The organism is Minwuia sp. (genome assembly GCF_048007105.1).
Taxonomy (GTDB): domain Bacteria; phylum Pseudomonadota; class Alphaproteobacteria; order Minwuiales; family Minwuiaceae; genus Minwuia.
The window spans coordinates 1085955-1106611 of record NZ_CP180352.1 but is presented as its reverse complement, the minus strand read 5'-3'; the positions used below and the strand labels follow the sequence as shown (position 1 = coordinate 1106611).

Below are 20657 nucleotides of genomic sequence, written 5' to 3'. Positions count from 1 at the left end.
CACACGGTTGCGCCAGTGGTTAATTTTCAGGGGCCAGAGGGGACAGGGTGCAGCCCGCGAAGGATTCCGGTTCAACGCTCGAAGTCGTTGGCGTCACAGTCCGTTTTCAGGGCCTGACAGCCATCGATTCCGTGGACGAGGCCCTGGTCTCGGGCGAGATCCTCGGTCTGATCGGCCCGAACGGCGCCGGCAAGACCACGCTTGTCAATGTCATGACCGGCTTCCAGGCCCCGACAGAGGGCCGCGTGAAGCTGGACGGCGAGTCCGTCAATGAGGTCAAGCCCCACGACCTGCGACGCCGCGGCGTCGCCCGCACCTTCCAGGCCGGGCGGCTGTTCCGCGAGATGAGCGTCGTCGAGAATGTCGAGGTCGCCGGCGTCGGCATGGGCCTGACCCGCATTGCAGCGCACAAGGAAGCCATGGAACTGCTGGACTGGATCGGCCTCGCCGACCGCGCCAACGTTCTGGCCGGCGCCCTGCCCTATACGGACGAGCGCCGCGTGGGCATCGCCCGCGCCCTGATCCAGTCGCCCAAGTTCATCCTTCTCGACGAACCGGCCGCCGGCATGTCGGACCTGGAGTGCGACGACCTGATGGGTCTGGTGCAGCAGGTCCGCGACCGTTTCGGCTGCGGCGTCGTGCTGATCGAACACAACATGCGGGTGGTGATGGGCATCAGCGAGCGCATCCATGTGCTCGATTCCGGCAAGACCATCGCGCGCGGCAAGCCGCAGGAGGTTCAGAACAACCCCGCGGTGATCGAAGCCTATCTGGGCAAGGGATAACCGCATGCTCGAGGTCACCGATCTTCATGTCCAGTACGGCCGCCTGGTGGCGCTGCGCGGCGTCTCCATCTCGGTGAAGGAAGGCGAGATCGCCTGCATCGTCGGCCCCAACGGCGCCGGCAAGTCGACCACGCTGCTGTCGATCTCCAGCGTGCTGCAGCCGACCGAAGGCACCATCACCTTCGACGGCCAGACGGTGAACGGCATGCGCGCCGAGGATGTCGCCCGCATGGGTATCTCCCAGGTGCCCGAGGGCCGGCACATCTTCACCTCGCTGTCGGTCGAGGAGAACCTTCAGGTCGGCGCCGCGGTCCGCAAGGACAAGGGCGCGATCCGCAAGGACATGAACCGGATCTTCGAGACCTTCCCGATCCTCGGCGAGCGCCGCAACCAGCCGGCCGGCAAGCTGTCCGGCGGCGAGCAGCAGATGCTGGCCATCGGCCGCGCGCTGATGACCAATCCCCGCTTCATGACCATCGACGAACCGTCGCTCGGTCTGGCGCCGAAGATCGTCGACCGGGTCTACGAAGTGGTGACCGAACTGCGCGAGAAGCAGGGCCTGACGCTGCTGATCGTCGAACAGAGCTCCGAGCGCGCGCTGAAGGCGGCGGACACGCTCTATGTGCTCCGGAACGGCGCCATCCAGCTCGGGGGAAGGCCGCGGACCTGCAGGACGGCAAGGAGGTCCACAAGGCCTATTTCGGCTTCAAGGAAGACCACGAGGGCGAGGTGATGATCTGATGGCGTTCGTGATCCAGGTCATCGTCGACGGGTTGAGCCTCGGCAGCTTCTACGCGCTGGCGGCACTGGGCATCGGCCTGCTGTTCGGCGTGCTGAAGCTCATCAACTTCGCCCATGGCGACTTCATCACCGTTGGCGCCTATGCGCTGATCATTCCCTCGGCGGCCACCGAGGCGACGCTTTTCATCGGCGACTTTCACCCGATCCTGCTGATCCCCTGCATCATCGGCATCGTCATCGTGCTGGCGCTGATTTCGGAGTTCACGGTCTTCAGGCCACTGCGCAATGCCTCGCCGGCCACGCTGATGATCGGATCCTTCGCGCTGGGCTTCGTCATCCAGAACATCATCATCATGATCTACGGCGGCTGGCCGAAGGCCGTCGGCATCTGGTCCGACCTGAACCAGGGCGTGCAGTTGATGGAAGGCGTGCAGGTGCCGCAGCTGCAGCTGATCATCATCTCCGTGACCGTCCTGATGATGGCGCTGCTGGTGCTGTTCCTGAAGCGGACGAAATACGGCATCCACATGCGCGCCGCCGCCGAGGACTTCCGCATGGCGCGGATGCTGGGCGTCGAGGCCAACCGCGTGATCATGCTGGCGGTCGCGATCTCGGGCATGCTGGCCGCCGCGGTCTCGATGCTGTTCGTCGTGCAGACCGGCATCCTGGACTTCCGCATGGGTGTGCCGCTGATGCTGTTCGCCTTCATTGCCACGGTCATCGGCGGCATGGGCAGCCTGCTGGGCGCAGTGGTCGGCGGATTCACCGTCGGCTTCCTGTCGATCCTGCTGCAGACCTTCCTGCCGTCGGAATACCGCGTCTTCCGCGACGTGTTCGTGTTCGCGATCGTCATCGTCATTCTGCTGGTCCGGCCGCAGGGCCTGGTGTTGTCCAGCGCCGCGAAGGAGCGCGTCTGACATGGAGCCGAAGACCCCTGGCGCGCTGTTCCTGCGCGAGATCTGGCCGCTTCTGCTACTGGTCGTGCTGCTGCTGGTCATCGTCGGCGGCATCCAGGCCATGGGCGACCGGATCGTCAGCCAGTCCCTGACCGAGGCGCTGATCCGCCTTTCGGTCGTGGTCGGACTCTACATCTTCGTCGGCAATTCCGGCCTGATCTCCTTCGGCCACATCGGTTTCATGATGATCGGCGCCTACGCGACCGCCTGGCTGACCATGGATCCGATGACAAAGGACATCTTCATCCCCGGCCTGCCCGGTTTCATCCAGACCGCCCAGCTCTCGACAGCGTGGTACGAGTGGGTCTTCGCGACCGTGGTCGGCGGCGTTCTGGCCTCGATCGTCGCCTTTGTCTCCGGACTGGCGCTGATGCGCCTGTCGGGCATCGCGGCCTCGATCGGCACCTTCGCGCTGTTCATGAGCTTCTATTCCTTCTACCTGCAATGGAGCACCTGGACCGCGGGCCAGAGCTCGCTGGTCGGCATTCCGGTAACGACGACGCCATGGGTCGCGCTCTGGTTCGCCATCGCGGCCATGATCGGCGCCTTCCTCTACTCAAGATCCAAGTTCGGCCTTGCGCTCCGGGCCAGCCGCGAGGACGAGGTTGCGGCCAAGGCGGCGGGCGTGAACGTGACGCTGGAGCGAGTGATCTCCTTTTCCATCAGCGCCTTCTTCGTCGGCATGGCGGGCGGGCTCTACGGCCACTTCCTCGGCCTGCTGACGGTCGACACCTTCTACCTGCCCCTGACCTTCATCACGCTGTCGATGCTGGTCGTCGGCGGCATGCAGAGCCTGTCCGGGGCCGTGATCGGCACCATCGCGCTCAGCTTCATCATCGAGTTCCTGCGCGCGTTCGAGAAGGGCTTCAAGTTCGGCGATACGGTGATCGGCCTGCCGGCGAGTTCGGCGGAAGTCGGCCTCGGCGTTGTACTGCTGCTGATCCTGATCTTCCGGCCCACCGGCCTGACCCGGAACGCCGAGATCTACTGGCCGTGGAAGCACAAGGTGCAGATGACCACGGTGACGCGCCGCCAGTCCTGACGTCCAACGCGGCGCTCCGCTTTTCACGCGCGCCGGTGTATCCTCCCCCGACCTGCCGGCAGAAGGCCGGTCGGATCGCGTGAGGATCCCATGGAAAAGGTTCAGGGTATCGGCGGTTTCTTCTACCGGGCGAAGGATCCGGCGAAGCTTTCGGACTGGTATGCGGCGCATCTGGGCATTGATCTGTCCAGCGGGCCATGGCGGCAGGAGGCCGGCGCCTGCATCTTCGTGCCCTTCCCGGACCGCTCCGACTATTTTCCCACCGACCGCCGCTGGATGATCAATTTCCGCGTCGACGATCTCGACCGGATGATCGCGCAGCTCGAAGCCGAGGGCATCGAGGTGACAACGGACCCGGGCTGGGATTCGGAAGTCGGTCGCTTCGCCAGAATCCACGATCCGGAAGGCAATCCGATCGAGCTCTGGGAACCTTCCGACCTCGCCCGGTAGGACGCCTCAGCCGCTCTCGGCAATCCGCAGCAGACCCAGCCCGTCCAGACGGAAGCGCTGGCCGGGCAGGATCCGCGTGGTCGACGTCGCCTCCAGCACGATGGCCGGACCGTCGAGCGCCGTCTCCAGCGGCAGTTTCTCACGGTCCCAGATCGCCGCCTCATGCGTGCCGTCATCGCCGAAATGTACCGGACGGCGGTCCAGCAAGGCGGCGTCCCGTGAACGTCCGTCACCTTTAACGGGCTGCAGATCTGGCAGGCGGCGGACCTGCTCACTGGCCAGGTGGAAGTGAATGATCTCCACCCGGGTGTCTTCGAGGCGGAAGGTGTAGGCGCGCCTGTGCGCCTCGTGAAACGCCTCGATCAGCGCGGGCATCGTGATCGATCCGGGCTCCACCGCGACCGAGACCGTGTGCTCCTGCCCGTGATAGCGGAGCTCGATCCGGGCGGTGTGGGACAGCGCGCCGTCGCCGCCGAAATAGGAGGCGGCTTCCGCCGTCATCTGCCGGAAGACGGCCTCGAGCGCCGCCGCTTCCGTGGTCTCCGCGGGCATCGGTTCGGTGCGGGTCTGGTCGTGCCGCGGGGCCGTCGCCAGCATGCCCCAGGCCGAGAACAGGCCCGGATGGCGCGGGATGACGATCTCCCTGACGCCGAGTTCGCGCCCCAGCGCCGCGGCGTGCATCGGCCCGCCGCCGCCATAGGCCAGCATGGCGAAATCCCGCGGATCGTGACCGCGCTGGACCGAGATCAGCTTCAGCGCATTGATCATGTTGGCCTCGGCCATGCGCACCGCCGAGGCGGCTGCTTCGGTCAGGCCCATCGACAACGCCTCCGCGATCGGACGGTAGGCGGCCTCCGACCTCTCACGCGACAGCGCGATGCGGCCGTCCGAGAACCTGCCGGTGTCCAGCACGCCGGTCAGCAGCATGGCGTCGGTGACGGTCGGCTCTGTGCCGCCGACGCCATAGCAGGCGGGGCCGGGATCGGCCCCCGCCGACTGCGGCCCGACCTTCAGCCGGCCGGCGGCGTCGATGCGGGCGATGGAGCCGCCGCCCGCGCCGACCTCGACAATGTCCACGACAGGCGCCTTCACCGGATAGCCCGGATGATGCTGCGTCTTCTCGATCCAGTAGTCGGTCCGGACCGTCGCCATGCCGCCGCGGATCAGCGAGCACTTGGCCGTTGTGCCGCCGACATCGAAGGCGATCAGGTCCGGCAGGTCCGCCGCGCGGCCGACGACGACAGCGCCGTTGACGCCCGCCGCCGGCCCGCTCTCGACCAGGGTCAGCGGATGGGCGCGGGCGCTGGCGAAGCTGGTGGTGCCGCCATTGGACTGCATCGCCTGCAGCGGCGCGGCAACCGATACCGACAGCAGCCGGTCCTCGAGGCGGTCGAAATAGCGCTGGATGATCGGCTGGACATAGGCGTTCAGCGCGGCGGTGCTGGAACGCTCGTATTCCCGCCACTCGCGGGTCAGGTCCGATGACAGGGTGATCGCGGCGTCCGGCAGAAGCTCCGAGAGCCGCTTGCCGCAGGCCTGCTCATGCACCGGATTGCGGTAACTGTGCATGAAACAGACGGCGACCGCCTCAATGCCGTCGCGGCGGCAGGCTTCGGCGACCGCCTCCAGCGCGGCCTCGTCCAGGTGCGTGACGACCCGGCCATCCGCGTCCAGCCGCTCCCGGACCTCGAAGCGCCAGCGGCGCGGCACGAAGGGGCGCGGCGGCTCGAACTGCAGATTGTAGAGGTCGGGCCGGTTGCCGCGGCCAATCTCGAGCACGTCGCGGAAGCCTTCGGTGGTCACCAGCGCCGTCCGCACGCCCTTGCGTTCGGTGATGGCATTGATGACCGTGGTGCCGCCATGGACGAACTCGCCGATGGACGCGCCGTCGAGCCCGCTCAGCGCCAGCGTCGACATCACGCCGCCGGACTGGTCGGCCGGCGTGGTCAGGTCCTTGGCCACGATCAGCCGGTCATCCGCCTCGTCCCAGGCGACCAGATCGGTGAAGGTGCCGCCAACATCTGTCGCGAGCCGGATCACGCGCCGTAGGCCGCCCGCGCTTCATCGGCGCCGATCAGCCCGTCGGCGATATCGGCCTCGATGGCCGCCCGGTCGCGCGCCGCCGGATCGCCCCAGCCACCCCCGCCGCCGGTGACAATGGCGACGCGGTCGCCCTTCTTCAGACCCGCATGAGGAATGCGCGCGACCCGCCGCGTCTTGCCGCCGGAGGTGATCTCGATGTAGTTGCGGCTACCGGGCGCGCCGCCATCCGCGCCCCAGGGCTGCTCCACGGACCGGCCGAGGCTGGCATAGGTGAAGGCGTTGTCGGACAGCACCTCGTATTCGCGCACCAGACCGTAGCCGCCGCGATGTCGCCCCGCGCCCGGCCCTTCCGCCGTGTTGAAGGCGTAGCGCACCAGCCGGAGCGGGTATTTCGCCTCCAGAAGCTCGGCGGAGAGGTTGTAGGTATCGCCGTCCGTGATCGCGATAAGACCGCTGGCCCCGTCCCGCTCGGGCGTGGCGCCCCAGCCGCCATGCTGCGGCTCGATATGGACGAAGGCCTCGCCGTCGCGGTCCTCGCCGCAGATATAGGTGGCGCAGAGGCTCATGTAGCTGCCGGCGCTGAACCGTTCCGGGGCGACCGGCGCCAGGGCCTTCCAGACCAGTTCCGAGGCCTGCGCCGCACCCTCGTAGTACCAGCCGATGGGCGACGGGCTCACGGCGCTGAAGACCGTGCCCTCGGGCACGGTGATGTCCACCGGCCGGAACCAGCCCTCGTTGGAGGGTGCGTGCGGGCCGACCAGCGCCTTGAACACCGACTTCACCGCCGATTGCAGCGCGCCGGTGGTGCAGTTGATCGGTCCGGGCCGGGCGGCGGACGACCCGGTGAAATCGGCGGTCAGCCGCTCGCCCTCGATCCGGACGCTGACCTGGATCGGGATGCGGTCCTCGGTCCGGCCGTCGCCGTCGATGAAGTCCTCGGCCTCGTAGATGCCGTCTGGCAGCGCAGCCAGCGCCGCCCGCGCTTCGCGCTCTCCGGTCTCCAGAATGTGCCCGAAGGCCTCGGCCAGACCGTCCGCGCCGTAGCGCCCGCACAGTTCCCCGATCCGCGCCGCGGCGATGTTCACCGCGGCCAGTTCCGCGTTCAGATCGCCCAGCGCCATCTTCGGCAGCCTGGAATTGGCGGCGATCACGTCGCGTACATCCTCCAGCAGTTCGCCGTCGCGGCAGAGCCGGATGCCCGGCAGCCTCAGCCCCTCCTGGAAGACCTCGGTCGCATCCGCGGGGAGACTGCCGGCCACAGCCCCGCCGACGTCCAGCCAGTGCGCCACCGAGATGGCGAAGCCGACGCGCACGCCGTCGTGGAACAGCGGCTTCACCACCGCCATGTCGCAGCAGTGGGTGCCGCCGTGAAACGGATCGTTGGTGATGAAGGCGTCGCCCGGCTGCATACGCTCGCCGTGCTTCTCGATGATGAAGCGGACCTGGGCGGCGAAGGTGCCGGTGAACAGCGTCAGCCCGTTGGCCTGGGCGATCAGGTCGCCCTTCGGGTCGCAGATGCCGCAGGCGAAGTCGAGCACCTCGTAGATCACCGGACTCATGCTGGTCCGGGCCAGCACGGCGCCCATCTCGTCCACCGTGGCAAGCAGCTTGCCGTGGACGATTTCCAGCGTCACAGGATCCAACGCGGCCTCCTCGATTTCGGGTGTCCAAGCCTCGGGACCGCCGGCAGCCAAGTCAATCGTGCGGGCTTTCGTGGAGCGGCCCAATTCCTTGGACGGAACCGCATTGCCGTTCACGTCTCTTCGCACCTGCAACAAACATATGGACAAGCTAATATGACCGCATCATGATTTCCCCATGAACCTGCGCCCAAACACTGGCGGCCGGCAGGTCGCCATTCAGAGTTTCGACATCAGCGACAGCCCGGTGCCCGCCCGGCTCGGCGCCTGGACGGAAATTCTCTACGACACCTTCTATCCGCTGGACCTGATCAGCCGGGATGCCGAGTTCTCCTTCGGAAAGCTCAACATCCTCGATATTCCGGGCATCCGCTTCGGCACCATCGACAGCGCGCCGATGTCGGTCTTCCGCCGCCGACAGCATCTCAGCCAGTCCGGCGGCGATTTCTACTACATCCCGCTGCCGATGAAGGCGCCGCTCTACCTGCGCCAGCACGGCCGCGAGGCGCGGATCGAGCCCGGCGACTTCGCCATCGTCGCCACCGCGGACATGTACCAGTACGAGCAGAACACCGAGAACCGGCTGGCGACGCTGCGTATCGACGGGCCGCTGATGCGCGAACGCGTCCCCCTGATCGACGATCTGGTGGCCCGGACCTGCGACGGCCACGCGCCGCTGGTTCAGGTCTTCGTCGATTTCGTGCATTCGATCATGCGCCAGTCCAGCCGGCTGGATCATGAATCCGCGGCGGCGATGACACCCCACCTGCTGGACCTGCTGGCGCTGGCCGTGACCGCGCCGGTGGACGCCATGAAGAGCAGCGAGAGCTCGGTCCGGCTGGCGCATCTCAGGCGCATCATGCGCATGATCGAGGACCGACTCGACGACGAGACGCTGGGACCCGGCATGCTGGCCAAGGAACTCGGCCTGTCGGAGCGCTACATCCAGAAGATGTTCGCCGACCGCGGCGAGACCCTGTCGGGCACCATCCGCGCCCGGCGCATCGCGACGGCGCAGCGCCGGCTGATCGATCCGACCCGGCGCAGTTCCTCCATCGCCACCATCGCCTTTTCGGTCGGCTACTCCGATCCGGCGCATTTCAGCCGGATCTTCCGCTCCATCGTCGGCCTGTCGCCGAGCGAATACCGCGACGGCCGCCGCATGGACGACGGCAAGGCCTGACGCGACCACCTACTGTTTCGACTTGATCGCCCGGTTGATCCGGGCCCTCAGACGGCGGTCGACGCGGTCGCGGCGGCGTTCCAGACGCCGCTGGTCCGGATTGAAGCCGCGGGCGTCACGGATCGCTTGCCGGTCGGCCTGATGGGAGAGCAGCCGGTTCATGCGCTGATCCGCATAGTCGTTGCGCTGTTGCCGGCGGGCATCCAGCCCCTGCAGGCGGCCGATACTGTTCAGCCGCCGCATCTCGGCGGCGTCAACCCCGGGGTTCAGGACGTTGTCCTGCTGCAGTTCACGGATCGCTTCCTCCCGGCCAATGGAAGGCGGCGCCTCGCCACGCTCCTGCGCAGCTGCGGCCAGAGGCAGAAGGCCGAGAGCGAACAGGATTGCGCTGTTCAGACGGAACGCCATGGATGTCAGATAGGCACGGATCGGCACCTGGACCAATCACGCTTCGGTCCGCGACGGCTAGTAGAAGGTCATCAGCACGAAGAAGCGGTCCACCGTACGTCCGTCATCGGCGAGCGGCAGCACCAGTGATTCATGATGGCGGAAATCGCGGTCACGCCATGCCACCCGGCCCCAAGTCCGGACCGGCTGCGGCTTCTGCATCAGATGCTGGAAGATCTCCAGCGCCGCCGGCGGCAGGGTCTCGCTGACCGGCTTGCCGGTGTTGTCGCGTCCGACCTTCTCGACGATGCGTGTGCCGATCAGGCGATAGACCAGATCATCGCCGCCGGGGGCAACCTCGGCGACACAGAGCCAGCCCATGAAATCCTTCAGCTCAAGCACGTCGAAATCGCGCCGGGCGGGAAGGCCGCCATTGCTCCGCCGTGACTGCCAGCGGTCCAGAAGCCGCGGCGCGAGCTCGTTCTGGAAGTCGAGCGACGTGTCCACCTGGAACCCCGGCGCCTCGCCCAGAGCCGCCAGTTCATTCACCGGGTTGATCCTTCCGGGGGACATTCCGCCTCCGTACACGCCCTGAGGCCCATCACCGCCACAAGCGGCAACGGCCTCCGGATTGTATCGGCAAGGCCCGCGCCCGGCCACTCACGCATGCGTTTGACGGCTAGCTGCAGTCCATCCGCACCGGAAAGCGCCGGTAGCCGCGGAACCGGGCGCGGCCGCCGCGGACGAAGTCGCCGTCGCGCTCGATGGAAGCGAAGCGCTGCAGCAGCCGGCCGATGGCGATCTTGCCCTCCATCCGAGCCAGCGAGTTGCCGAGGCAGATATGAGCGCCCCAGGCGAAAGCCAGGTGCTTGTTCGGTCTGCGGGTGATGTCCAGCCGGTCCGGGTCCGGGAAATGCGCCGGGTCGCGGTTGGCGGCGCCGATGCCGAGATGGATCACCGTGTCGGCGGGCACCTCGACGCCCGAGAAACTCACCGGCTGCGTCGTGCGGCGGTTGCCGAGCTGGTTCGAGCTCTCGAAGCGCAGGAATTCCTCGATGGCCGTATCCATGAGCGCGGGTTCCGCCCGCAGCCGCGCCATTTCTTCGGGAAATTCCAGCAGCCCGGCCATGCCGTTGCCGATCAGGTTGGTCGTGGTCTCGTGCCCGGCGTTCAGCAGGAAGATGCAGTTCTGGATCAGCTCTTGCTCGGTCAGGCTTTCCCCGTCCACCTCGCCGGCGATCAGTTCCGACAGGATGTCGCCCTCTTCCAGCCGCGTCCGGCGCTCCGCGATCAGCTCCTTCAGATAGGCCGAGAAGCCGGCCACGGCGCGGTTGCCGCGGTCGAGCTGCTCCGGCGTGATGGTGGGCTCCAGCGCACCCAGTATGGTCATGGCCCAGTCGCGCAGATGCTCGCGGTCCTGTGGCGGGATGCCCAGCATGTCGCAGATCACGCCGACCGGCAGGGCGAAGGCGAAATCGCCGATCAGGTCGATCCGCCCGCCGCGGTCCTCGGCCCGGTCGAGGAAGCCGTCGACCATCGTCACAATCCCCGGCTCCATCGCCGCCAGCGCCCTGGGCGTGAAGGCCTGCGCCAGCAGCTTGCGGACGCGGGTGTGCAGCGGCGGGTCGTTGAAGACCAGGCTGGTCGTGTGATGGGTCAGCAGCGGGCCCTCGCCGAACTTCGGCCCGAAATCCTTCTTCTTGTCCGACGACATGGTGCGGTCGCGGTAGCAGGCGATGACGTCGTCATAGCGACTCAGAAACACCGAGCCGTCCGGCATGCGGTGGACCGGACTGTGTTCGCGCAGCGCGTGATAGACCGGGAAAGGGTCGTCCAGATACTCGGGCGTCAGGGCGTAGATGTTGAACGCCTCGGCCGTTTCCCTGGACGCCGTCTTCATCGTGCGAGATATCCGCCGTCGACCGGCAGCTCGATCCCGGTGACGAACTTGCCGGAATCCGCCACGAGATAGAGCACACCCTCGGCGATGTCGCGGGCCTCGCCGATCCGCCGCATGGGCGTGTCGCCGATCATGCGTTTCTCGATCATCGAGGCGCCGAATTCCTGCTTGGTCGATTCCAGCATGGCCGTCTCGATGAAGCCCGGATGGATCGAGTTGATGCGGATGGGATAGCGCAGATAGCTGCACTCCATCGCCGCCGCCTTGGTCAGCGTGCGCACGCCGCCCTTGGAGGCCGAATAGGCGCCGATCATGGCGGCGCCAGCGATGCCGTAGATCGACGAGGTCGAGACGATCGCCCCGCCCTTCTGCTTCATCGCGCGGATGCCGTGTTTGATGCCCAGGAAGACGCCGTCGATGTTGATGGCCATGTGCGCCTGCCAGTCCTCCAGCGTGGTGTCTTCCAGCGGCACGGTCTTGGGCCGCACGCCGGCATTGTTGAACAGGATCGAGACATCGCCCAGTTCCGACACCGCCTTCTGATAGGCCTGCACCCAGTCGTCCTCGACCGAGGTGTCATGGCGCATGAAGATGCCGCCGCACTCCTTCGCGACCTGCCGCCCCAGCTCTTCCTGGATATCGGTGACCAGCACCTTCGCGCCCTCTTCCGAGAGCAGCCTCGCCGTCGCCGCGCCCAGTCCCGATGCGCCGCCGGTCACAATGGCCACGCGGCCGTCTACACGTCCCATGCAATCCTCCCCTGAATGCAGCCCGGATCGTAGGGCCTATCCCGGCCACTTGGAAGGGATGCCCGGGTCTGGTCACCCCCGCCTTGCGCGGGGGTCCGGGCGTGCCGAAGTCGCAAGCGCTTTCGCCTGACCGAAACGCCCATCCGGACCCCCGAGTGGCTGCGCCATCGGGGGTGACCATTGCGCCGGGACTTGCCAGCCCATGAAGGTCGGCGCTATCCCGATATCAAGAAAACGCGCCGGAGGACGCGGCCATGGCCGATACGCCTGCCCCCGTGATCGACAAGGACGCGCTGAAGCAGCGCTATGCCGAGGAGCGGGAGAAACGCATCCGGGCCGACGGCAACGATCAGTATCAGGAACTGAAGGGGCAGTTCGCGCACTATGCCGGCGACCCCTACACGGCCTTCACCGAGCGGGACCCGGTCACCGACCACGTCACCTTCGCCTTTGTCGGCGGCGGTTTCGCGGGGCTGGTCACCGGCGCGCGGCTGAAGGAGGCGGGGATCGACGATGTCCGCCTGATCGAGAAGGGCGGCGATTTCGGTGGCACCTGGTACTGGAACCGCTATCCGGGCGCGCAGTGCGATACCGCCTCGATGATCTACATGCCGCTGCTGGAAGAGACCGGGCACATGCCGAGCGAGAAATACGCGCACGGCCCGGAGATCCGCCAGCACTGCGTCCGCATCGCGAAGCAGTTCGGCCTCTACGAGCACGCGCTGTTCCACACCGAGGTGGAACAGATCCGCTGGGACGACGACGGCAAGGTCTGGGAGATCGCGACCAACCGCGGCGACCGCTTTACAGCGAGTTTCGTCGGCATGGGCACAGGCCCGCTGCATGTGCCGAAGCTGCCCGGCATTCCGGGCATCGAGAACTTCCGGGGCCACAGCTTCCACACCAGCCGCTGGGACTACGACTACACCGGCGGCGATGCGGACGGCGCGCCGATGACGAAGCTGGCCGACAAGCGTGTCGCCATCATCGGCACTGGCGCGACCTCGGTGCAGTGCGTGCCGCATCTCGCGAGGGCCTGCAAGCGGCTCTACGTCTTCCAGCGCACGCCGTCCTCGGTCGATGTCCGCGACAACCGGCCCATCGATCCGGACTGGTTCGGCGAGATCGCCACGCCGGGCTGGCAGGACCGCTGGCTGGAGAACTTCACCGCCAACCAGGGCGGGCTGACCATGGAAGACGACTGGGTGATGGACGGCTGGACCGAGATCTCGCGGCGCGTCCGCACCAAGATCATGCAGCTGCCGCCGGGCGACATGACCATCGAGAAGATGATGGCGGTCTACGAGGACAGCGACTTCGAGAAGATGGAGGAGATCCGCCGCCGCGCCGAGGCCGTGGTGAACGATCCCGGCACCGCCGAGAAGCTGAAGGCCTGGTACCGGCAGCTCTGCAAGCGGCCCTGCTTCCATGACGACTATCTGCTGGCCTTCAACGAACCGGCGACGGTTCTGGTCGACACCGACGGCAAGGGCGTCGAGCGGATCACGGAGACGGGCGTCGTCGCCGGCGGCAACGAGTACGAGGTCGACTGCATCATCTACGCGTCGGGTTTCGAGGTCGGCACCGAATGGACCCGCCGCTCGGGCTTCGATCTGCAGGGCCGGGACGGGCTGAAGCTTTCCGGGCACTGGTCGAAGGGGATGCGGACCCTGCACGGCGTCCACGTCCACGGCTTCCCCAACGCCTTCTTCGTGCAACCGACCCAGGGCGCGAACCTGATCTCCAACGTGCCCCACAATCTCACCGAGGCGGGCCGGAGCATCGGCATGATCGTCGCCGAAGCGCTGAAACGCGGCGCGCAGGAGGTCGAGGTGACGGCCGAGGCCGAGCAGAAATGGATCGAGATGCTGCTGACCGCGCCGGACCGTCTGATCGGCGGGCCGGACTGCACGCCCGGCTACTACAACAACGAGGGCCAACCGCGCGGGCCGGAGGACAAGCTGAACTTCGTCGGCTATCCAGCAGGGGCGCTGGCCTATTTCAAGTATCTGAAGGAATGGCGGAATTCCGGCGAGTTCAAGGGGCTGGAGTTCCGGTAGGGACACCAGAAGTCACCGGAGACGCCGTCATGGGTCCCGGGATCAAGTCCCGGGACGGGCGGGAGCTTGTGGCGCGGTAGATTGCAACCCGCCACCCGCAGCGGGACTCGATCCCGCTGCCCAGTCTCTCCGGACCACGAAGGGCATGACGCCCTGGCCGACCGGACCCCGGCTCAAGGCCGGGGTGACGTGGTTGGCTGGCGCAGATGCCGCGATCTTCCATCATGCCGGACCCCCGATCCGGCATCCGGGCCGAATTGGACCCAGTCGCGCCAACTGCGGCCACCTCACCATTCTGCCGCCCCCGGGCCTGACCCGGGGGCCTCAGCGCGCAACCGGCACAGCGGCGCGGGCTGGACCCTCAGGTCCGCGGGTCAGGCCCGCGGACGACAGTGTTTCATCTGAACGCGGCTTCCATCTCGCGGCGGAAGGCGACGGTCGGATCAGCGGCGTCGAACTCGACATCGTCCCAGGTGACGTGGCCGTCCTCGGGGATGTCGCGTTTCAGCTTCACGCCATGCGCCAGGCCGAGCGGCAGGACGCCGGCCTTCAGCGATTCGTCGGCGCGCATCAGCTTGCCGTAGACGGTGAAGCCGCCTTCCCCGTCCAGTATCTCGCCGGCCTTCAGCTGCCGCTTCGCCGTGGCCGCGACATCGCCGCGGAAATCCTCGGTCGTGCCGGTCGGCTCCTCGCGCAGCGCCACCGACGCCACCGAGATGCCCAGTTCCAGCCCGATCAGGTGATAGGGCCGCCATAGCGCGCCGTAGTCGCCGGTGTCGTCGACCACGAGGCCGTAGTCGGAGAAGCAGCGGCGGACATACTCGTCGGGCGCCCTGAAGGTGACATAGGTGCCCCAGCGCAGATCGTTCGGCACCGGCACGCCGTCATGGGTCTCGCAGGAGACGACCTCGACCGTGCCTTCGTGCTCCAGCGTGCCGCCAACATTGTGCGGGCGCAGGATCGAGCAGAGTTCCTCCACCGCGGCGGGCGGGAAGCTGAGGCCGTGGCTCTGCGGGGTGAGACCGCAGGCGTTGGAAACGGCGGCCATCTCGATCGCCGACTTGGTGCCGTCCAGGAAGGAGTTGAACATCTGCGGGTTCATGCCCGAGGCGGCGGCGTGCTCGGCGGTCAGGCCGTAATGGTCCCAGACCGTGTCCGGCGTCGAGCGGTGATAGATCGGGCGGTACTTGGTCCCCTTGCCGGCGCACACGACCTCCAGCCCGATGGCCCGCGCCCAGTCGACCTGCTCGGAAATCAGGGCCGGCTGGTCGCCATAGGCCATGGAATAGACGACGCCGTGCTCCAGCGCCTTCCGCGCCAGCAGCGGCCCGGCGAGCACGTCGGCCTCGACATTGACCATGATGACGTGGCGCCTGTTGCGGAAGGCGGCGAGCGCGTGGCGGATGCCGGCGGCGGGGTTGCCGGTGGCGTCGATGACGACATCGAGCCCGTCCGCCTCGATCAGCTTCATCGAATCCTGCCCGCACCAGGTCCTGCCGGTCTTCAGCGCGTCCGCCGGGTCGGTCGCGTCGATCTGCTCGTCCGGCCAGCCCGTCGTGCGGCAGCTCTCGGCGGCGCGCCCCTCGGCCAGATCGACCACGCCCAGCAGGTGCATGCCCGGCGTCCGGCGGCACTGCGCCAGGAACATGGAGCCGAACTTGCCCGCGCCGATCAGTCCGACGCGCACCGGTTCGCCGAGCTCGTCCTGGATCTTCAGCAGCCGATAGAGGTTCATCCGATTTTACTCATTATCGTTTATCGCAGCCGAATTGAGAAATCATGATAGGAGATATTGTAGATCCTTTGCCAATCGGTGTGAGAAATGTCGGAAAGCATTTGGGGACTCCTCGATAATCCGTGGGTGGTAGGCATCGGCGGCGGGATATTGAGCGGGCTTTTTGTTGCCTTAGTAACCCGAGTGATTTTTGGTCGCCGCGACAAAAAAGAGTACAATCAAAAGGTATTTCGCGCGAATAGCGAAGTTGTTTACGCGATTAGGCCAGGAATTTCTGAGGGAATTATTCCAAATGGCGAGGTCATTAAAAAACTTTCTTCGGCAACGGCTCGAAAATATGATGTAAATGATCAGGATTTATATGATATAGATGAAATATCAGGAGAACTTATAAAAGAAGTAATGGATTCAAGTTTTATCTCTGCTGAAATGAAAAATGACTACTGCGTGAAAATATCAAACATTTCAAAAGATGCCCCTAGATCCGAGTCCCCTGCCCCTGAATCTAGAAATGAAGATGCACGAAAGGCCGCATATGTGGGACAATTGTCAGTGATAGTTTCGTTGATGGCTGGCGTTGCTACTGCACTGGCTGTCGGACTGGATATAGGCGGCACAGAAAACAAGACAATAGTTGATGATTTTGAAGTAATTAGTCTCATATCTTTGGGAACAGTTTCGATTGCAGTATTGGGAGTTCTGATAAGCCGTGCGGCGCGAGATTTAAAAATATCTAGCGCAGAACTGCGGCTTGCGGGTATTTCCGCAAGTTTTAGGTCGAAAAGCGACCATCATGAAAAGAAAAAACCATTGTCAGATGCTGATGAGGCCCGATAGACAGGGTGGAGGTTACGATTAGCCTCCGCAGCCGCTTCGCCCTATCTTCCACTTCACGCTATTTCAAGCTTCGAGGAGAAACGCGATGAGCAGCGATCCGATCGTCATTGCGGGCATGGCCCGGACCCCGATGGGCGGCTTTCAGGGCGAACTGGCCGGTGAGACCGCCAGCGCGCTGGGCGCGGCCGCGATTTCCGCAGCGCTGTCGCGCGCCGGCGTCGAGGGCGCCGACGTGGACGAGGTCATCATGGGCAACGTGCTGCCCGCCGGTCAGGGCCAGGCGCCCGCGCGGCAGGCTTCCAAGGGCGGCGGCATTCCCGACGCGGCCGGCTGCACGACCATCAACAAGATGTGCGGCTCCGGCATGAAGGCGGCGATGTTCTCCCACGATCTGCTGGTCGCGGGCGTCAACGACATCATGGTCGCCGGCGGCATGGAGAGCATGACCAACAGCCCCTACCTGCTGCCCAAGGCGCGCGGCGGCATGCGGCTCGGCCATGGCGAGGTCAAGGACCACATGTTCCTGGACGGGCTGGAGGACGCCTATGACAAGGGCCGCCTGATGGGCACCTTCGCCGAGGACTGCGCCCAGCATTACCAATTCACCCGCGACTCGCAGGACGAATACGCCATCCGCAGCCTGACCCGCGCCCAGAAGGCGCAGGAGGACGGCACCTTCGCCGGCGAGATCGCCGGGGTCACCGTCAAGACCCGCAAGGGCGAGATCACGGTCGACACCGACGAGCAGCCGCGCAACGCCAATCTGGACAAGATCCCGACGCTGAAGCCCGCCTTCCGCAAGGATGGCACGGTGACCGCCGCGAATTCCTCCTCGATCTCCGACGGCGCGGCCGCGCTGGTGATGATGCGCCTCTCCGAGGCCGAGAAGCGCGGGCTGACGCCGCTGGCGAAGATTCTCGGCCACACCAGCCATGCGCAGGAACCGGCCTGGTTCACCACCGCGCCGGTCTTCGCGATCCGGAAGCTCTACGAGAAGCTCGGCTGGTCCGATGCCGACGTCGATCTCTACGAGATCAACGAGGCCTTCGCCGTGGTGCCGATGGCGGCAATGCAGGAGCTGAACCTGGACGCCGAGAAGGTGAACGTGAACGGCGGCGCCTGCGCGCTGGGGCACCCCATCGGCGCCTCGGGCGCGCGCATCATGATCACGCTGATCAACGCGCTGAAGACCCGCAACATGCAGCGCGGCGTCGCCGGCATCTGCATCGGCGGCGGCGAGGCGACCGCCATCGGGCTGGAGCTGATGAACTAGGCTTCGACCTGACGCCCCCGGGCCTGACCCGGGGGTCTGGGAGTCAATGCCGCGCTATCACGTCATCCCGGACAAGGTGCGCAGCGCCGCGATCCGGGATCCGGGCAAACCAATAGACTTGCGGCGAAGCCGCTCCGGACCCCGGCTCGGTGCCTGTCCCCGACTTGATCGGGGAGCCGGGGTGACGTCGGAGTTTGACGTGCGTTCAATGCCAGACCAGACCGGCGCTGTCGTCCTGGCCGAGCAGGCCGTCGGCGGCGGACTGGACCAGTTCCCACATGGCGTGCAGTTCCATCTGGCCTTCCTCGGCCATGGCGGTGGCGCGCTCGCGGGCGACGGCGGCGGCGTTCTCGCCGTGGCTGTCGATGAGGCGGCTCGCGGCCCAGGAAATCGAGTGGCTGACGACATAGGCGGTGCGGGTCATCGGGGTTCTCCGTTCTGGCTGCCGGAGACACAGCAAGCCGCGTGCCGCAGAAAAATCCCGTCTTTTCAATAGCTTGAAATTCCACACCAGCGGTGACAGGCAGGATTTGCCCGGCAGCGGCTTCCGCTCCATCATTCAGCCGGGGAGGACGGGACCATGACCGAGACCATCGAGATCGCCGCCCGCGGCATGTGCTTCACCGCCGACGCCGCGGGACCGGCGGACGGCGAGACCGTCATCTTCCTGCACGGCTTCCCCAATTCCCGCCACAGCTGGCCGGCCCAGATGGACGCTGTTGCGGCGGCGGGCTTCCGCGGCATCGCCTACGACCAGCGCGGCTATTCCGCCGGCGCGCGGCCCGAGGGGATCGAGGCCTATCATGTCGACGAGATCGTCGCCGATGTCGCCGCCATCGCCGATGCCGTGGGCGCGGACCGGTTCCATCTGGCGGGACACGACTGGGGCGGGCAGATCGCCTGGCTGACGGCCATCGCCCATGCGGACCGGCTGCGGTCGCTGACCGTGCTGTCACGCCCCCACCCGGCCGCCTTCGCCCGCGCCTTCAAGGCCGATCCGGCGCAGCAGAACCGCAGCCGCCACCACAAGGCGTTTCAGGATCCGGGGATGGCCGACCGTCTGCTGAAGAACGGCATCGAGCCGCTGCGCAACACGCTGACATGGGAGAATGCGACCGGCATGTTCGGTGTCGGCGACGGCGCGAAGGTAACCCGGCGCATGTCCGACGCACAGGCGGACGCGCATCTCTCCGTGCTGAAGGACCGGCCGGCGATCGACGCGGCGCTGAACTGGTACCGCGCGGCCTTCGGCGGCGGCTCGACCCTGGCGCGCGAGGAGACGCCGCGGATCGCGGTGCCGACGCTCTATCTCTGGGGCACCGAGGACATCAGCGTCGGCCGGGCAGCGGCAGAGGGCACCGCCGGGTTCATCGACGCGCCCTACCGCTTCGTCGAGATCGAGGGCGCGGGCCATTTCCTCGCCGAGGAAGTGCCGGAGACGGTCAACGCGGCGCTGGTGCCGCATCTGGAGGCGAACCGTGGCTGAGCCGATCGAGTTCCATTTCGACTTCATCTCGCCCTATGCCCTGCCCGGCCTGGTGGCGATGGAGCGGGTTGCAGCCAAGCATGGCCGGACCCTCGAGATGCATCCGATGATGCTCGGCGTCTCGGTGCCCAAGGCGATGGGGCTGCCGCCGCTGCTGGATACGCCGCTGAAGGGGGATTACCTGCTGATGGACGTGCCCCGGGTCTACGAATTCCACGGCATCCCGTTCCGGCCGGCGCTGGAGCGGTTCCTGACCAACCCGCTGGTGCCGCACCGGCTGTTCTGCTGGATGCTGGGGCAGGACCGCGCCCGGGCGCAGCAGGCCGCGCGGGCCATGCTGGCCGCCAACTGGTCGGAAGGCAGCGACGTCTCGAAGCTGGAGAACGCCCTGCCCCATGCCGTCGCTGCGGGCTTCGACGAGACGGACGCCCGCGCCGCGCCCGACGACGAGGCCGTGAAGCAGGATCTGAAGCAGCGCATCGAGGCCTCCATCGGCCGGGGCATCTTCGGCAGCCCGACCTTCATCGTCGACGGCGAGATGTTCTGGGGTTCCGACAGGACGCACGTCATCGACCGCTGGCTCGAGACTGGAGGCTGGTGATGACGGACGGCAAACCGCCTATCGAGTTCTGGTTCGATTTCCTCTCGCCCTTTGGCTATCTCGGCTCGATCCAGATCGAGAAGCTGGCCGCCGAACACGGCCGCGAGGTCGTCTGGCGGCCGACGCTGCTGGGCGTCATGGTGATGAACGTGATGGGCCTGCCGGCCGTCCCCGCGACGCCGCTGAAAGGTCCCTATTCGGGGCGCGAGCGGGACCGGAACTTCGGCTATTTCGGCGTCGAGCTGAACCCGCATGGCGACGGCGTCCTGCCGCCGCTGCCCGCCATCCGCACCTTCACCTGGCTGAACATGACCGATCCGGCGCTGGCGAAGCGCTTCGGCCAGGCGCTCTACCGCGCCCACTGGTCGGAGGCGACCGACGTCACCACGCCCGAGGCCGTCGCCGCCTTCGCGAAGGCCCGCTTCGATCTCGACCCGGACGCGGTCATCGCCGCCATCGACGACCCGGCGGTCAAGGACGTACTGAAAGCCTCGGTCGGCGCGGCGCTGGAAGCGGGCGTCTTCGGCGTGCCCACTTTCGTCGTCGACGGCCAGCGCTTCTGGGGCAATGAGCGCCTGCCCATGGTCGAGCGCCTGCTGGCGACGGGCAGCCTGGCGCCGGCGGGCTGAATTCCAATACCTCGAGGCCAAACAACCGCTGTCACCCCCGCCTTGTGCGGGGGTCCGGTCGCGGCAGAGCCGTCAGCTTCGCGTCGATCTGATCGGCCCATACCGGATCCCCGCACAAGGCGGGGATGACATGAGGAGGCGAAGGACGGGATGCCGCTGC

The 20657-nt window shown here is 66.4% G+C and carries 20 protein-coding genes; 12 read left to right on the top strand and 8 right to left on the bottom strand.

What is annotated here, in order from left to right; genetic code table 11:
- Window positions 1–47 precede the first annotated feature (47 nt).
- From ACMVY4_RS05210 to ACMVY4_RS05190, 5 genes are all read left to right on the top strand, one after another.
- Window positions 48–785: an ABC transporter ATP-binding protein gene (locus ACMVY4_RS05210; RefSeq protein WP_416899126.1), complete on the top strand. Its 738-nt coding sequence runs from the start codon at window positions 48–50 to the stop codon at window positions 783–785.
- A 4-nt stretch (window positions 786–789) separates the two neighbouring features.
- Window positions 790–1518: an ABC transporter ATP-binding protein gene (locus ACMVY4_RS05205; protein ID WP_416899125.1), complete on the top strand. Its 729-nt coding sequence runs from the start codon at window positions 790–792 to the stop codon at window positions 1516–1518.
- 7 nt (window positions 1519–1525) lie between these two features.
- Entirely contained in the window at window positions 1526–2443 is a 918-nt protein-coding gene (locus ACMVY4_RS05200) for a branched-chain amino acid ABC transporter permease (protein WP_416899124.1), read from the top strand.
- A gap of 1 nt (window position 2444) precedes the next feature.
- Window positions 2445–3524 (top strand): branched-chain amino acid ABC transporter permease, encoded by a 1080-nt coding sequence (locus ACMVY4_RS05195; RefSeq protein ID WP_416899123.1) that lies wholly within the window; start codon window positions 2445–2447, stop codon window positions 3522–3524.
- 90 nt (window positions 3525–3614) lie between these two features.
- Entirely contained in the window at window positions 3615–3974 is a 360-nt protein-coding gene (locus ACMVY4_RS05190) for a VOC family protein (protein WP_416899122.1), read from the top strand.
- A 6-nt stretch (window positions 3975–3980) separates the two neighbouring features.
- On the opposite strand, the gene ACMVY4_RS05185 is transcribed toward ACMVY4_RS05190, so the two are convergent.
- Complete coding sequence (locus ACMVY4_RS05185; RefSeq protein WP_416899121.1) at window positions 3981–6014, bottom strand: hydantoinase/oxoprolinase family protein; 2034 nt, start codon at window positions 6012–6014, stop codon at window positions 3981–3983.
- Window positions 6011–7651, bottom strand: coding sequence for a hydantoinase B/oxoprolinase family protein (locus ACMVY4_RS05180; RefSeq protein WP_416900255.1), 1641 nt, complete (start codon window positions 7649–7651; stop codon window positions 6011–6013). Before ACMVY4_RS05180 ends, ACMVY4_RS05185 begins: the two co-directional genes overlap by 4 nt.
- A gap of 184 nt (window positions 7652–7835) precedes the next feature.
- Here ACMVY4_RS05180 and ACMVY4_RS05175 point away from each other — a divergent pair, with 184 nt between their 5' ends.
- Entirely contained in the window at window positions 7836–8840 is a 1005-nt protein-coding gene (locus ACMVY4_RS05175; protein WP_416899120.1) for a helix-turn-helix domain-containing protein, read from the top strand.
- 9 nt (window positions 8841–8849) lie between these two features.
- Here the strand turns inward: ACMVY4_RS05175 and ACMVY4_RS05170 are convergent, their stop codons facing one another.
- The 4 genes from ACMVY4_RS05170 to ACMVY4_RS05155 form a co-directional block, all read right to left on the bottom strand.
- Window positions 8850–9275, bottom strand: coding sequence for a hypothetical protein (locus ACMVY4_RS05170; RefSeq protein WP_416899119.1), 426 nt, complete (start codon window positions 9273–9275; stop codon window positions 8850–8852).
- A gap of 30 nt (window positions 9276–9305) precedes the next feature.
- The gene (locus ACMVY4_RS05165; RefSeq protein WP_416899118.1) at window positions 9306–9800 is read right to left on the bottom strand and encodes a PAS domain-containing protein; all 495 of its coding nucleotides are present in this window, start codon (window positions 9798–9800) and stop codon (window positions 9306–9308) included.
- A gap of 106 nt (window positions 9801–9906) precedes the next feature.
- The gene (locus ACMVY4_RS05160; protein WP_416899117.1) at window positions 9907–11127 is read right to left on the bottom strand and encodes a cytochrome P450; all 1221 of its coding nucleotides are present in this window, start codon (window positions 11125–11127) and stop codon (window positions 9907–9909) included.
- Complete coding sequence (locus ACMVY4_RS05155) at window positions 11124–11876, bottom strand: glucose 1-dehydrogenase (RefSeq protein ID WP_416899116.1); 753 nt, start codon at window positions 11874–11876, stop codon at window positions 11124–11126. The genes ACMVY4_RS05160 and ACMVY4_RS05155 overlap by 4 nt, the downstream gene beginning before the upstream one ends.
- A gap of 254 nt (window positions 11877–12130) precedes the next feature.
- Here ACMVY4_RS05155 and ACMVY4_RS05150 point away from each other — a divergent pair, with 254 nt between their 5' ends.
- Window positions 12131–13936: a flavin-containing monooxygenase gene (locus tag ACMVY4_RS05150; RefSeq protein ID WP_416899115.1), complete on the top strand. Its 1806-nt coding sequence runs from the start codon at window positions 12131–12133 to the stop codon at window positions 13934–13936.
- Between the two features lie 397 nt (window positions 13937–14333).
- Here ACMVY4_RS05150 and ACMVY4_RS05145 read toward each other — a convergent pair whose 3' ends face one another.
- Window positions 14334–15671, bottom strand: a complete 1338-nt coding sequence (locus tag ACMVY4_RS05145) for an NAD(P)H-dependent oxidoreductase (protein ID WP_416899114.1) — start codon at window positions 15669–15671, stop codon at window positions 14334–14336.
- An 87-nt stretch (window positions 15672–15758) separates the two neighbouring features.
- On the opposite strand from ACMVY4_RS05145, the gene ACMVY4_RS05140 reads away from it, so the two are divergent.
- Both ACMVY4_RS05140 and ACMVY4_RS05135 read left to right on the top strand, forming a co-directional pair.
- Window positions 15759–16508 (top strand): hypothetical protein, encoded by a 750-nt coding sequence (locus tag ACMVY4_RS05140; protein ID WP_416899113.1) that lies wholly within the window; start codon window positions 15759–15761, stop codon window positions 16506–16508.
- 85 nt (window positions 16509–16593) lie between these two features.
- Window positions 16594–17781 (top strand): acetyl-CoA C-acetyltransferase, encoded by a 1188-nt coding sequence (locus tag ACMVY4_RS05135; protein ID WP_416899112.1) that lies wholly within the window; start codon window positions 16594–16596, stop codon window positions 17779–17781.
- Between the two features lie 205 nt (window positions 17782–17986).
- On the opposite strand, the gene ACMVY4_RS05130 is transcribed toward ACMVY4_RS05135, so the two are convergent.
- Window positions 17987–18205 carry a hypothetical protein gene (locus ACMVY4_RS05130; RefSeq protein ID WP_416899111.1) on the bottom strand — a complete coding sequence of 73 codons (219 nt, stop codon included), beginning with the start codon at window positions 18203–18205 and terminating at the stop codon, window positions 17987–17989.
- A 156-nt stretch (window positions 18206–18361) separates the two neighbouring features.
- On the opposite strand from ACMVY4_RS05130, the gene ACMVY4_RS05125 reads away from it, so the two are divergent.
- The 3 genes from ACMVY4_RS05125 to ACMVY4_RS05115 are packed head-to-tail and all read left to right on the top strand — an operon-like array spanning window position 18362 to window position 20497.
- The gene (locus ACMVY4_RS05125) at window positions 18362–19267 is read left to right on the top strand and encodes an alpha/beta fold hydrolase (protein WP_416899110.1); all 906 of its coding nucleotides are present in this window, start codon (window positions 18362–18364) and stop codon (window positions 19265–19267) included.
- Window positions 19260–19868, top strand: a complete 609-nt coding sequence (locus ACMVY4_RS05120; RefSeq protein ID WP_416899109.1) for a 2-hydroxychromene-2-carboxylate isomerase — start codon at window positions 19260–19262, stop codon at window positions 19866–19868. The genes ACMVY4_RS05125 and ACMVY4_RS05120 overlap by 8 nt, the downstream gene beginning before the upstream one ends.
- Window positions 19868–20497 carry a 2-hydroxychromene-2-carboxylate isomerase gene (locus tag ACMVY4_RS05115; protein WP_416899108.1) on the top strand — a complete coding sequence of 210 codons (630 nt, stop codon included), beginning with the start codon at window positions 19868–19870 and terminating at the stop codon, window positions 20495–20497. Before ACMVY4_RS05120 ends, ACMVY4_RS05115 begins: the two co-directional genes overlap by 1 nt.
- The last annotated feature ends 160 nt before the right edge of the window (window positions 20498–20657 follow it).

Bases quoted from the DNA above. Each gene is read 5' to 3' on its own strand.
- ACMVY4_RS05205 (WP_416899125.1), top strand. From the start codon at position 790: ATGCTCGAGGTCACCGATCTTCATGTCCAGTACGGCCGCCTGGTGGCG.
- ACMVY4_RS05200 (WP_416899124.1), top strand. From the start codon at position 1,526: ATGGCGTTCGTGATCCAGGTCATCGTCGACGGGTTGAGCCTCGGCAGC.
- ACMVY4_RS05195 (WP_416899123.1), top strand. From the start codon at position 2,445: ATGGAGCCGAAGACCCCTGGCGCGCTGTTCCTGCGCGAGATCTGGCCG.
- ACMVY4_RS05190 (WP_416899122.1), top strand. From the start codon at position 3,615: ATGGAAAAGGTTCAGGGTATCGGCGGTTTCTTCTACCGGGCGAAGGAT.
- ACMVY4_RS05175 (WP_416899120.1), top strand. From the start codon at position 7,836: ATGAACCTGCGCCCAAACACTGGCGGCCGGCAGGTCGCCATTCAGAGT.
- ACMVY4_RS05165 (WP_416899118.1), bottom strand. From the start codon at position 9,800: ATGTCCCCCGGAAGGATCAACCCGGTGAATGAACTGGCGGCTCTGGGC.
- ACMVY4_RS05160 (WP_416899117.1), bottom strand. From the start codon at position 11,127: ATGAAGACGGCGTCCAGGGAAACGGCCGAGGCGTTCAACATCTACGCC.
- ACMVY4_RS05155 (WP_416899116.1), bottom strand. From the start codon at position 11,876: ATGGGACGTGTAGACGGCCGCGTGGCCATTGTGACCGGCGGCGCATCG.
- ACMVY4_RS05150 (WP_416899115.1), top strand. From the start codon at position 12,131: ATGGCCGATACGCCTGCCCCCGTGATCGACAAGGACGCGCTGAAGCAG.
- ACMVY4_RS05145 (WP_416899114.1), bottom strand. From the start codon at position 15,671: ATGAACCTCTATCGGCTGCTGAAGATCCAGGACGAGCTCGGCGAACCG.
- ACMVY4_RS05140 (WP_416899113.1), top strand. From the start codon at position 15,759: ATGTCGGAAAGCATTTGGGGACTCCTCGATAATCCGTGGGTGGTAGGC.
- ACMVY4_RS05135 (WP_416899112.1), top strand. From the start codon at position 16,594: ATGAGCAGCGATCCGATCGTCATTGCGGGCATGGCCCGGACCCCGATG.
- ACMVY4_RS05130 (WP_416899111.1), bottom strand. From the start codon at position 18,205: ATGACCCGCACCGCCTATGTCGTCAGCCACTCGATTTCCTGGGCCGCG.
- ACMVY4_RS05125 (WP_416899110.1), top strand. From the start codon at position 18,362: ATGACCGAGACCATCGAGATCGCCGCCCGCGGCATGTGCTTCACCGCC.
- ACMVY4_RS05115 (WP_416899108.1), top strand. From the start codon at position 19,868: ATGACGGACGGCAAACCGCCTATCGAGTTCTGGTTCGATTTCCTCTCG.